Annotated in this window: 10 protein-coding genes; 5 read left to right on the forward strand and 5 right to left on the reverse strand. The window is 44.1% G+C overall.

Annotated elements, in window-relative coordinates; translation table 11 throughout:
- The first annotated feature begins 568 nt into the window (after positions 1 to 568).
- A complete protein-coding gene (locus tag VCHENC03_RS05630) occupies positions 569 to 1,207 on the forward strand; it encodes a YchE family NAAT transporter (RefSeq protein WP_005439704.1) in 639 nt (212 codons plus the stop codon).
- Between the two features lie 62 nt (positions 1,208 to 1,269).
- Positions 1,270 to 2,118: an ion transporter gene (locus VCHENC03_RS05625; RefSeq protein WP_005439706.1), complete on the forward strand. Its 849-nt coding sequence runs from the start codon at positions 1,270 to 1,272 to the stop codon at positions 2,116 to 2,118.
- Between the two features lie 306 nt (positions 2,119 to 2,424).
- Here the strand turns inward: VCHENC03_RS05625 and VCHENC03_RS05620 are convergent, their stop codons facing one another.
- Positions 2,425 to 2,952: a type II secretion system protein gene (locus VCHENC03_RS05620; RefSeq protein ID WP_009707294.1), complete on the reverse strand. Its 528-nt coding sequence runs from the start codon at positions 2,950 to 2,952 to the stop codon at positions 2,425 to 2,427.
- 126 nt (positions 2,953 to 3,078) lie between these two features.
- On the reverse strand, positions 3,079 to 4,194 hold the full coding sequence (gene asd / locus VCHENC03_RS05615) for an aspartate-semialdehyde dehydrogenase (RefSeq protein ID WP_009707295.1): 1,116 nt from the start codon (positions 4,192 to 4,194) through the stop codon (positions 3,079 to 3,081).
- A gap of 437 nt (positions 4,195 to 4,631) precedes the next feature.
- Between asd and nhaC the strand changes: the two genes are divergently transcribed.
- On the forward strand, positions 4,632 to 6,068 hold the full coding sequence (gene nhaC, locus VCHENC03_RS05610; protein WP_009707296.1) for a Na+/H+ antiporter NhaC: 1,437 nt from the start codon (positions 4,632 to 4,634) through the stop codon (positions 6,066 to 6,068).
- Positions 6,069 to 6,169: 101 nt separating this feature from the next.
- Here nhaC and VCHENC03_RS05605 read toward each other — a convergent pair whose 3' ends face one another.
- The 3 genes from VCHENC03_RS05605 to yejK form a co-directional block, all read right to left on the reverse strand.
- Complete coding sequence (locus VCHENC03_RS05605) at positions 6,170 to 7,333, reverse strand: hypothetical protein (protein ID WP_009707297.1); 1,164 nt, start codon at positions 7,331 to 7,333, stop codon at positions 6,170 to 6,172.
- Between the two features lie 106 nt (positions 7,334 to 7,439).
- Positions 7,440 to 8,795 (reverse strand): Hpt domain-containing protein, encoded by a 1,356-nt coding sequence (locus tag VCHENC03_RS05600; RefSeq protein WP_032802979.1) that lies wholly within the window; start codon positions 8,793 to 8,795, stop codon positions 7,440 to 7,442.
- A 110-nt stretch (positions 8,796 to 8,905) separates the two neighbouring features.
- The gene (gene yejK, locus VCHENC03_RS05595; protein ID WP_005432897.1) at positions 8,906 to 9,904 is read right to left on the reverse strand and encodes a nucleoid-associated protein YejK; all 999 of its coding nucleotides are present in this window, start codon (positions 9,902 to 9,904) and stop codon (positions 8,906 to 8,908) included.
- Between the two features lie 85 nt (positions 9,905 to 9,989).
- Between yejK and VCHENC03_RS05590 the strand changes: the two genes are divergently transcribed.
- Complete coding sequence (locus VCHENC03_RS05590) at positions 9,990 to 10,217, forward strand: YejL family protein (protein WP_009707299.1); 228 nt, start codon at positions 9,990 to 9,992, stop codon at positions 10,215 to 10,217.
- 22 nt (positions 10,218 to 10,239) lie between these two features.
- A complete protein-coding gene (locus VCHENC03_RS05585; protein ID WP_005439714.1) occupies positions 10,240 to 12,048 on the forward strand; it encodes a DUF3413 domain-containing protein in 1,809 nt (602 codons plus the stop codon).
- The last annotated feature ends 135 nt before the right edge of the window (positions 12,049 to 12,183 follow it).

Genomic DNA, 12,183 nt, shown 5'->3' on the forward strand with positions numbered 1-12,183 from the left:
CTAACAACCATCTTAGTAAATTGCTTTCAGGGCTGAGTATAATATTTCAGAGTGTGAAAAAAATTGACTTGGATCAGTTCTCACAACTGAAATACCCCCAAAGTAGTGGTTTACCACAACAAAACGACTTAAACCATTGATAAACAAATAAATTAAACTTCATTTTTAATTGAGCAAAAAAGAAGCAAACGAACTAAAAACTAAAAGAAACAACAATAATCTGTAAAAAAGTTTCATTTTTAGCCAACAAAATTACATGTGGACCCTAATTTTTGTGCTACTGAGAGTATATCGAATGCGTCATATCTCTCTACAAACCACCTTTCTTTTTGTGAAAAATGTGCGAATGTTAACGTTTGTGTAAAACAGTTCAGGTTACCACCAATCTTCTACGTAACAATTCGTTTCCAGATTGCATACATTTTCTTCAATAATTAGTTTTTCTCACAAATACTAGGCCAAATACGTTAGTTTTTTTCATTTCTTCCGACCGCACTTTTGCCTTACATTACCGCCTAAAATTACCCCCTCTCTTTTTCACTATTGTGAACGTTTACGAGTAAGCAACATGCAGACTTTAGAGTTAGCTATTTTCCTACAGTTTTTCTTAGGTTTGGTCGCAGCAGTGAACCCTGTTGGTATCATGCCTGTGTTCGTATCACTGACCGGTCATATGACACCAGAAGAGAAAAGCAAAACCGCCACGACAGCCAATGTTGCGGTTGCGGTCATTTTGATCATTTCTCTTTTTGCTGGTCAGTTGTTGCTAGATATGTTCAGCATTTCTCTGGATTCTTTCCGTGTTGCTGGCGGTTTGCTACTTCTTAGTATCGCGTTCTCGATGATGAGCGGTAAGTTGGGTGAAGATAAGCAGAACAAGCAAGAGAAATCAGAATACGTCAGCCGCGAACAAATCGGCGTAGTACCACTGGCGATGCCATTAATGGCAGGCCCTGGTGCCATCAGTTCAACCATCGTTTATGGTGCACGTTACCCAAGCGCACTTGATACCGTTGGTATTAGTGTCACCATCATGCTGTTCTGTTTCTGCTCTTGGTTGCTATTCCGTTCTGCTCCTCTGATCGTACGCTTCCTTGGCCAGACAGGTATCAACGTGATCACGCGTATTATGGGCCTGATCCTTGGCGCATTGGGTATTGAGTTCATTGCTAACGGCCTAAGAAACCTATTCCCTGGTTTAGCCTAACTTTCCCAACTTCTGGTATGATGTTGCAATCCGTTTCATTTTAACGCTGACAGTGCAACATCATGCCTCGCAAGTCTCTTAAGCATCATTTATACGTCATCATCTTCGGCACGCACACTCGTGCTGGGCGCATTTTCGATATCGCGCTGATTATTGCGATCATCACTTCTCTTGTGGTTCTCATCTTAGAGTCCTTACCATCTGTGATGACAGAATGGTCACGAGAACTGCGTTATATTGAATACACTTTTACTGCCCTATTCACAGTTGAGTATTTATTAAGACTTTACTGTTCTCCTAAGCCTAAGTCTTACGCCACCAGCTTTTATGGTGTGGTCGATTTGTTGGCTATTTTGCCAACGTATCTGGCTATCTTCTTCCCTGGCGCATCGTTTATGGGTGTCGTGCGATTGCTGCGTGTCATGCGCATCTTCCGAATCCTAAAACTTGTACGCTACCTCCAAGATTCCAACATCTTGTTGCGCTCTCTGCTAATGGCGAGGCGTAAGATTCTTATCTTCTTTAGTACTGTAGGTATTCTGGTCACCATTTTCGGTGCGCTGATCTTCGTTATTGAAGGCCCACACAATGGCTTTACAAGTATTCCGAAAAGCATCTACTGGGCGATTGTGACGATCACTACCGTAGGCTACGGTGACATGGTGCCGCAAACGCATCTCGGGAAAGCCATCGCGTCATTAACCATGTTGCTTGGTTATTCGATACTGGCGGTTCCCACTGGCATTATTACCGCAGAATTGAGTAATGAGATGAATGCACATAAAGAACTGGTGAAATGCCCGAACTGTAACCGCTCCGGCCATGATTCTGATGCGATGCATTGTAAGCATTGTGGTAGTGAGTTAGCGGATCCTGATAATCGCGTCGTGAGTGCAGACGAAGAGGATTAAAATCGGGAATCAGGAATCAGGAATCGGGAATCGGGAATCGGGAATCGGGAATCGGGAATCGGGAATCGGGAATCGGGAATCGGCGATATTTTGTCTTTCTGGGGATAGATTCTGCAACGCGTTTTAGAATGTAGTTTCTTTCACTTGCCTTCCAACGTAGCGCTTCCGGTTATTGGAGCGCTGCATTCTGAACGCCCTTGTATTCTAACTCCACGATCAAAAAAGCCGATGACTTCACATCGGCTTCTACATAACTTTTGGCTCTAAAGAAACAAACATTTCCTCTGGGTAAGGTCTATTCTCGACTTAACAACCGTCAGTGAACACTTCCACCTTGTATTCATCACCCGGCTCCATTGCCGCGGTGTACTTCACGTAGCATTGCGTATCTTCAATCGCTTTGTTGTACGCGCTTTCGCCATCAGGATCAGCGTCAATATATTCAGATCGAGTCACGATCCAAGTATCAGGATTACTTACTGATCCATGGTTATGCGCCCCCCATACCCACTCTTTTGTTAGATCGTGATATCCAGACTCGATATCTAGGAAGTTTTCCATCCCTCCTTTTTGAACAGCCGGATAACCATATTGGACGGAACCGTAACCTTCAACACTGTAAGACTCTTCATGTTCCATTCCTTCTACAGCGGTTTTGCCAAAAGCCATCTCTGCAGCATTATGAACGGAGCCACCTAGTCCCTTGATGACAGCTTCTCTAGCATCATGTTGAAGATTTAAAAACTTAGGTGCGGCAACAACGGCTAGAATGCCGAGAATTACGATGACAACCACTAACTCTATGAGAGTAAAACCTTTTGTATTCTGTTTCATTACCGCACTCCAATTGATTAAATTCGCGGCAACGTTATGCAACAAAAGTCAGCTTACTGTCATTGAAATATCAAAAAAGCGCCCAGTTGGGCGCTTTCAAAATAGACATCTCAGAGTTGAGACAAATTAAGCCTTTTCAGCAAGAATGATGCGTAGAGTACGACGTAGTGGCTCTGCGGCGCCCCATAGAAGTTGATCACCAACTGTGAATGCGTTTAGGAAGTCATCGCCCATTGCCATCTTACGTAGACGGCCTACTGGAATAGAAAGTGTACCTGTTACTTTCGCTGGAGTGAGTTCTTGAGCCGTGATGTCACGGTCGTTTGGAATCACTTTAACCCAATCGTTATGCGTTGCGATGATTTCTTCAATCTCATCCATTGGTACATTTTGCTTCAGCTTGATAGTCAATGCTTGAGAGTGACAACGCATCGCACCGATACGCACACATGTACCATCGATTGGCACTGGCGCATCTTGGAAACCAAGGATCTTGTTCGCTTCTACACCCGCTTTCCACTCTTCCTTACTCTGACCATTGTCGCGTTTAACGTCGATCCAAGGAATCAAAGAGCCAGCTAGTGGCACACCAAACTTATCTGTTGGGAATGAAGAGCTGCGCATTGTGTCGGCAACTTTCTTATCAATGTCTAGAATAGAGCTTGCTGGGTTAGCCAATTCAGAGCTTACAGAATCGTTGATCACACCCATCTGAGAAATCAGCTCACGCATGTTTTGTGCACCTGCGCCAGACGCTGCTTGGTACGTCATTGCACTTGTCCACTCAACCAAACCTTTCTCGAACAGGCCACCGAGACCCATAAGCATCAAGCTAACGGTACAGTTACCACCAACAAAGGTGTTAGTGCCGCCGTGAATGCCTTGTTGAATTTGCGCTAGGTTTACAGGATCTAAAGTAATGATGGAGTCTTCTGCCATACGAAGTGTCGAAGCCGCATCGATCCAGTAACCTTTCCAACCAGCTTGACGAAGTGCTGGGTAAACTTTCTCTGTGTAACCGCCACCTTGACACGTAATCACAGCATCAAGTTGTTTTAAACTGTCAATATCGAACGCATCTTGAAGTAGACCAGCTTCTTTACCTAGGTTTGGAGCTGGGATACCTATTTGAGACGTGCTGTAGAAAACTGGCTCGATCAGATCGAAGTCTTTCTCTTCGACCATGCGCTGCATCAGAACTGAACCGACCATGCCGCGCCAACCAACTAAACCTACTCTCATCGCATTAACTCTCCATGTATATTTTTGAAACTTTCTCCATAGTTCAATTTTCGCCACAAAATCTCAAGCCCTAATTTGCAAATAAACACAACTTTTTTAACGTTTGCCGCGAATTTTTATAATCCCAGTTATTTTCTTCTCTTTTCTTATTGATTAACCATCTAATTCCGACCAGAAAACTGTGAACGTCACGCGATAAGGTCTTACCACTCAGTGGGAAAACAACAATTGCAGCACATATTTTTTACATCACAAAACATTTCAAACTATTAAACTTAAAGTTTTTTAGTTATTAATTTCACAAGCAAACGTTTATGCGGACGAAAGTCAAGATAAAGCACCAAATGTTCGAAATATAATTTTTGTTAATGTATGTTAGGCGCGATTAAAACAGGGAGCGGCCTTCCTCTATTGCTCCATGAACGACAGAGGCACATATGAAGCAAGTTACAACACGTCTTCCTAGTCTGATACAGGTATTTATCTCACTAGGTTTGTTTCTTCTTTTGGCATTTTCATTTACTGCCAAACTAGACCTTCCAATTCAGCTCGCGCTGTACATTGGCTGGTTCATTATCATGCTATTGGGCTTAAGACTCGGCCATCAATACAAAGACCTAGAAAAAGCAGCACTAAACGGTATTTCTAATGGTTTGGGCGCAGTGCTTATTCTTCTTGCTGTAGGTGCCTTAGTGGGTACTTGGATCTCAGGTGGTATCGTACCAACCATCATCTACTACGGTCTGAAAGCCATTCACCCTTCTATCTTCTTACTGGCGACCATGATCATTTGTTCTCTGACTGCATTGGCAACAGGTACATCTTGGGGTGCGGCAGGTACAGCAGGTATTGCGATGATGGGTATCGGTCAAGGTCTTGGTGTTCCAGCACCAATCACTGCGGGTGCGGTTCTATCGGGTTGTTACTTTGGTGACAAGATGTCTCCACTTTCAGATTCCGTGATCCTTGCTTCTTCTATGTCGAATGTAGAAGTGGTTGAGCACATCAAGGGCATGCTGCCTATCGCGCTGATCAGCTACATCATCACTGGCATTATGTTTACCGCATTTGGCTTCCACTTCGCAGGTAAAGTGGATATGAGCCAAGTGGATTCTGTTATTCAGGCAATGGAACAACAATTTTTCATCACGCCTTATTCCTTTGTCCCAGTGATCATCGTATTGGCTCTATTGGCGATGCGCATGCCTTCTTTCCCTGTGATCAGCTTCGGTTCACTACTAGGTATTATCTGGGCAGTGATGATTCAGGATGTAGACTTCCTAACGGCATTTAATACCGCTTGGGCACCATTTGCGATTTCTTCAGGCGTGGATTTCATTGACTCGATTCTAAACCGTGGTGGCATGTCTTCTATGCTGGGCTCTGTTGCGGTGATCGTGTTTGGCCTAGGTTTTGGCGGCCTACTAGATAAGGTTGGCGTACTAGAAACGATTGCAAAACTGTTCGAACGACGTGTTCAAAGCGCAGGTTCACTGGCAACCAGCACAATTGGTACTGCCTTCATGGGTAACGTATTCGGTTCTGCGATGTACGTATCACTGATTCTTACTCCTAAGATCTGTGCTAAGAACTACGACCGCCTTGACTACAAACGTAAGAACTTATCTCGTAACGCAGAGTTTGGTGGCACGCTGACATCCGGTATGGTGCCGTGGAGTGATAATGGTATCTACATGGCAAGTATCTTGGGTGTGGCAACATTGTCGTACGCACCGTTCATGTGGCTGAGCTTCGTGTGTATCATCGTGACCATCTTTACTTCTTACATGGGTTGGTTTGTTGATAAATGCGAACCAACGGCTCCAGCAACAGAAGAACAAACAGAAGCTGTACTAAAGCAACAAACAGCTTAAGGCTTCAGCTTTCTATAGCTAGAAACCTTCCATTAATAAAAAAGGACCGATGATTCGGTCCTTTTTTGTGTCTGCTATTTCGCGTTGCGACTTCTAATTGATTACGCCGATTTAGTGCTGGCTCTTACCGCAGAGCGCTTACCCAAGGCATAACCAAGTACGAGAGGAGCAAAGAAGATCACTAGGATAAACAGAATAAAGTAGATGATGGTGCTCTTCACAAGCTCAATCAATTTGTCCATCGCCAGATTCACCACTTCTTGTGAAACATGGTCTAGGTCCTGAGCAAACTTCTCGCGTTCGTTTGTGATGATTTGAGCAATCTCTTGGCGCTCTCTCGCCACCATCAATTCCAAAGCCTGACGCTCATCACTCAACTGAGACAAACGCTCTTCCGTTTTTTGGTCAATGTCTTCCACTAGAGGCTGTAATTGAACGGCCATCTGCTCTGCCAAGTTACGCATGTATTCAGGGTTGTTGTCGATAAAGTCCTTCAACGACTCAGAAGTCACCTTCAAGCTGTTTAGCGCTGCGTTGACTTGTTCAATACTTGCTGAGCTATTAAGTGCCAGCAACTGGGCTTTCCAAGTCATGATCTTAGGTGTTTGTTCTGAGACCAAACTTAAACGGTCGGATACATCACCGATTGCTTCAGGCATTGTACCAAGCGTGGTAACGGCTTCTTCCTCGCTGATTTGGTTTGCTTGCAACCATGCTCGGTAAGCAGGCGTTCTGATCATGCTTAAGTCAGCAAAAGGATACTTCTCGACAAAGTCTGCCACAAATACTTGGGTCTTTTCGTACACGTCTTTCTTCAATAGCGATTTCGCTAGCTTATCGACTTCTTTTGCCAAATGTTCAGACACTTTTTTTGCTTCGCCAGTCGCAAATAGGTCTTTGCCCGCCCCTTCACTGTAGAACTGGTTCATCTGGTGAGTGAACACCCACGTATCAATCAGCGCAGCCATTGGTGAAACTTGGTAAGCAGCAGCTTGAAGCCCTTCTTCCGCATTGATTTTCCAGAGCAGAATATAGGATTGGTTTACTTTATCGCTCGGCTCATAGTTTTCTTGGAGCACATCAGCGGCTTGCTCGACTTGAGCAAAGAATTGCTGAGCATATTCACGCGTCATAATACGCATGTTCAGCTCTTGTTTGGTGAGCGGTACAGTTTGGCTGTCGATTTTCACCTCTAACAGAGAACACCCTGAAAGACTTAAAACCAAACAAGCCACCATCAATGAGGACAGTCGACGGATGGACATGAAATTACCTATGGTCAAAATGTGTAGAACAGGAACGAACCAAGGCATCAGGTTCGCGAGCGTCCCTTAAATACCTTAATCTTTTCTATTTTAAGTCAGAGGAATATCAATCCGTTAGCACTTCTCGAATGTTTTCACTATTGAGAACTCTTTCGGCAAAAAGTGTCGTTTTCTGTAACGTATCTTCTAACTGACCCAATTTATCGTCTGAGACTTGCTCGCCTTGTTTGATTAAAGATTCGATATCCCCAGAGATATAGTGTAGAGGCATTGCACCTATACTGCCCGATACCCCTTTCAAACTGTGCGCAACACGTTGAGCATGCTCCTTATCCTTCCCTTCAGCAATAAGACCTTTGAGCTTTTCGCTGTCTTCAGCGTGATCTTGGATGAACACTTCCAATAACATGCGCACTGACTCTTCATCACCAGACAATGAGTCGAGCATTTTCTCTATATCAATATAAGGCTCTTTGATGTCTGAACCTTCGCTCTCGGTCGCCATGTTTTGAGTCGGAGGCGTTGTATCATGCTCCTCTTTAGGACGAGTGGGGTCTGTCTGAACCACAGATTCAGACACAACTACCTCATGTTTCGTTTCTGTCAAATGCGCTTTTTCCAGAACAGGAGTAGATGGAACGGTTGGCGTCTCTTCATTCTTATTTGGCGTTGACGATTCTTCCGTCACAAGCACTGTTTTAGAGAATAAAGACCAAGAGATAAGCGCAAGTAAGGAACCACTTACTAACGCAAGAAAAGTGATATAAAACGTGAGTTTTTGCTCAAGGGTACTAATCACAGAAGCGAGTTGGTTCGGGAACTCAGGATTAAGCAATTGATTAGAGAGGTGGCTGCCCTGCGCGTGAGCGGCCAATACGCTTGAAGTCTGGGCTAATCGACGCTGAAATGAGGCTTGTTCTTTGGATTCAAGGTTTTGTGATTCGGTAAACAGAGAATCTAGCTCTTGGTATGTGTCAGCACTTGTTGCTGCGTCGCTGAACATGGCTTCCAGTACCAAAGCGCCCAAACGGTAATACATGGTGCGAAGTTGCTCTGAATTGCTGGCAGACTCGCGACTGTTGTGTAACTGATCTGCGAGAGCAACTAGCTCACTGTCGCTCCCAATAAAGGTTCTAGCACCTTCAAGAAAACGGTCTGTGGAATAAAGCAGCTGAGTTAAATCCGGGGAACCCCATCCGGTAGAATGTTCGCTTTCAAGTTGTAAGCGAACAGCGTAAACAAGCTGAAGCTTCAGAGAGACTTGATCAACGTGTTGTGCACGATAAGGCAATTCGAAGTGGAAGATATTGCGCACCTCGTCCACTTTGCTGCTGAGTTCATCAATGGTCGAGATCGTGCGGATAGTTTGTTGCGCTTGCAGCCAAATACCTACGGCAAATGCACACCACACAGCAAACAAAAGCCAGACAGCTCTTCTAATTCCCTCTTTGAATTGCAGCAATGCTTTTCCCTCGACTATTTCTTATTAATAACAAGCATATACCATGAAACACGCGCTGACTGTGCGCACTTCACATAAAAAAAGAGAGCATAATGCTCTCTTATTATCAATTAGTTACGGCTTAACTGATCTTTTAGGTTTGGTGGCGTGCCTTTGATCGTTAGCGTGTCTGTCTCTGGATCGTAAAAAATACGCTCGCCAAGTAACAAGCTATCAAAGCTGATATTCAAACCGCCACCAGCGCCAACGTACTTAGTTAGCTTGCGTACGGTAGAACGGTCACCAGGGAAAGATTCTTCCAACTCGTAGCCTTGCTCTTTGGTAAAGTCCATAAAGCTTGTGCCATCTTGGCTTGGTGGCAACTCACCAGACAGTTCAGAAATTTGTACTTCGTCGCCTGATTTGATTTGCTCGTTACAGTAGTTGTAAACCTGCTTTTTGTACTCGTTCGCTTCTTGCTTCTCAAGCTTAGAATCCGCACAAAAGTCTTCTACCGCTTGCATTAGCACTTGGTTTTGCTGCTTAGTATCTAGACCAACATCCGCTTGTAGGAAATCGAGGAAGAAGTCTGCTACTTTGCGGCCAACGCGGCCTTTGATGTAAGAAAGGTAACGGTTTGACTCACGGTCTGTGTCGTAACTTGAAAGATCAATGCGCGCAGCAATGTCCATCTTAGTGATATCTAGGTAATCCGTCGCATCAATATCCAAGCCTTCAGTCACTTTTAGACTTTGGTTCATTGGCAAGATACCAATAAACAAATAGTCAGTTGCTAAGCTTTGGTACTCAGCAAAGACTAAGATACCCTCATCAGCAAATGGGTACTTAATCAGCTCTTCTTTCAAGCGATTTGCACTAATTTGTGAGAAATCATAGAAATCTCTCTCCCCTTTGCGCATTTCTTGAAGCCAAAATTGAAATTCGCTGTCTGATTGGAAAGAGCCGAAACCTTTGCCTGCTTTCGAGTGGAATACGCGATGCAGTTCCGCGACAAGGTTTTCAGTAGAGGTATCGTTTTCTAACGACGCCGGGCGAAGTTTAACAACCAGTTCGTCCTGATCGTTTTTGCACAATTGATGCAGAATAACGTTTGAAAGATGAAGGCTCATAGTGATTTTATCTTGCTACAAGGTTTAAGTTGTTGGGCATTGTAGGTTATCATAAGCCGCTTTTACTATCATTATTAGAGTCTTTATGCCGATTACATCTAAATATACTGACGAACAAGTAGAGAAAATTCTTGCTGAAGTGGGTGCTGTACTTGATAAACACGCTGCCTCTCCTGAGTTGACGCTAATGATTGCGGGAAATATCGCAACCAATGTCTTAAATCAACAAGTTGCTGCTTCACAACGCAAAGTTATTGCTGAAAAATTTGCTCAGGCACTGATGTCTTCTCTTGAAGCGCCAAAAACACATTAATAACGGATAATAGAACAAGTACATGGTAGACAGCGGAAACTCATACGGCGAACGCGTATCTCGACTAGTAGGTTGGGGTCACTGGTTTGCATTCTTCAACATCGTTGCATCGATGTTGATAGGTACACGCTATATCGTTCAATCTCCTTGGCCAGAAACCCTTATGGGGCAATTTTATCTGGCTGCATCTTGGGTTGGTCATTTTGGCTTCCTTGTTTTCGCCCTGTACTTATTAGTTCTATTCCCGCTGACGTTTGTCCTGCCATCAAGGAAACTTTTCCGCTTGGTGGCAGTGATATTCGCAACGGTTGGTCAAACCGTTTTATTGATTGATACTCAAGCGTATCAATCCATTAATTTGCACCTGAACCCTGTGGTTTGGGAGCTATTGTTTAGCGAAGATAAAAGCGCGATCAGTTCCGATCTCCAACACCTTTTTGTGGTGATGCCGCTTATTTTCTTGGTGCAACTTGCTCTTTCTGAGTGGGTTTGGCGCAAACAACGCAAACTTTCCCATAAACACGTTGGCCGTCCTTTAGCTGCCGTATTCTTCTTAAGCTTTATGACCAGCCATTTGGTTTACATTTGGGCTGATGCTTACTTCTACAATCCGATTACTAGCCAACGCTCTAACTTCCCATTGTCATACCCGATGACGGCGAAGAGCTTTATGGAAAAACATGGCCTTCTTGACCGTGAAGAGTACCTAAAACGCTTAGCAGAGAACCAAGGCAACATCGATTTAGTCAGCTACCCACTAGAGAAACTTGAATTCAATCGTCGTGGTAACAAGTTAAACGTGCTGATGATCAGCGTGAATAACCTTCGTGCGGACGCGCTTAACCAGAACGAAATGCCGAACTTGTACAAGTTTGCGCAAGACAATCAAAACTTTACTAACCATTACAGCTCAAGCAATGACACATACGGTGCATTTGGCTTGTTCTATGGCTTACCAAGTAGTTACGCGAGCAGCATCAAAGCGCAAGGCAGTGCGCCAGTATTACTAGACGTACTAAAAGATCAGGATTACAGCTTTGGTCTATTCAGCGGTAATGGTTTTGAAGATGACCTGTATTCAGAAGTTATCTTCCGAGGCTTGAATCTGGCTAATGAACTAGATGGCACACAAGCCCACACCGACAAGCAGTCGATTGCAGCTTGGAATACATGGCTAACAGAACAAGCGAAAAAGCCTTGGTTTAGCTACATCGAAGTTACCACTGTCGACAACTTTGAATCTGAGCCGATGGCTGCTAACGAAGAAATTCCAGCCAGCGAACGATTTAAGAAAGCTTACGAGCAATCAGTGAAATCCGCAGATAAAACCGTTGCAGAAATTATTGCTGATTTGGAAGCAAATGAGTTACTGGCTAACACCATCGTGGTTATTACCTCGAATCACGGCAGTGAGTTTAACGAAACCAATACCAACAGTTGGGGAGCAAACAGCAACTACAGCCGTTACCAGCTGCAAGTACCAATGGTGATTCACTGGCCGGGTATGCTACCAGCCGAATTTACGCACAGTACAAGCCACTTAGATTTGTCTGTGACGCTTTTACAAGACATGTTGGGTGTATCTTCAAACCCTTACGATTACAGCAGTGGCCGTAACTTATTTGATGAGAGCCGTCGCCGCTGGATTCTAGCTGGTGACACGCGTGAAATCGCACTTATCACTAGCTCACAAACAACCGTTATAGACAAATTCGGTAACTATAAGCTCTATGATGACAATTATAAGCGTTTGAGAGAGTCTACACCGAAGCTCCCAGTGCTAATGCAAGGGCTGACAGAACTTCAGCGCTTCTATTCAAAAAGCAATTAATTGAACAAAAGCTCTCCACTCGGAGAGCTTTTTCGTTTCTTTTCTCCACAAACAACACAAAATCGTGCAGTAAACATCCAAACGGTTCATTTTGGGGTTTACAAGATTTTCAAAGCCTTATATTATTCGCGTCAA

The organism is Vibrio sp. HENC-03, assembly GCF_000305755.2.
GTDB classification, from domain to species: Bacteria; Pseudomonadota; Gammaproteobacteria; order Enterobacterales; family Vibrionaceae; genus Vibrio; species Vibrio owensii.

What these genes read in the sequence shown, in the direction of transcription:
- VCHENC03_RS05605 (WP_009707297.1), bottom strand. Translation starts at nt 7,333, where the DNA reads ATGTCCATCCGTCGACTGTCCTCATTGATGGTGGCTTGTTTGGTTTTA.
- asd (WP_009707295.1), bottom strand. Translation starts at nt 4,194, where the DNA reads ATGAGAGTAGGTTTAGTTGGTTGGCGCGGCATGGTCGGTTCAGTTCTG.
- VCHENC03_RS05625 (WP_005439706.1), top strand. Translation starts at nt 1,270, where the DNA reads ATGCCTCGCAAGTCTCTTAAGCATCATTTATACGTCATCATCTTCGGC.
- VCHENC03_RS05630 (WP_005439704.1), top strand. Translation starts at nt 569, where the DNA reads ATGCAGACTTTAGAGTTAGCTATTTTCCTACAGTTTTTCTTAGGTTTG.
- VCHENC03_RS05585 (WP_005439714.1), top strand. Translation starts at nt 10,240, where the DNA reads ATGGTAGACAGCGGAAACTCATACGGCGAACGCGTATCTCGACTAGTA.
- VCHENC03_RS05590 (WP_009707299.1), top strand. Translation starts at nt 9,990, where the DNA reads ATGCCGATTACATCTAAATATACTGACGAACAAGTAGAGAAAATTCTT.
- VCHENC03_RS05620 (WP_009707294.1), bottom strand. Translation starts at nt 2,952, where the DNA reads ATGAAACAGAATACAAAAGGTTTTACTCTCATAGAGTTAGTGGTTGTC.
- yejK (WP_005432897.1), bottom strand. Translation starts at nt 9,904, where the DNA reads ATGAGCCTTCATCTTTCAAACGTTATTCTGCATCAATTGTGCAAAAAC.
- nhaC (WP_009707296.1), top strand. Translation starts at nt 4,632, where the DNA reads ATGAAGCAAGTTACAACACGTCTTCCTAGTCTGATACAGGTATTTATC.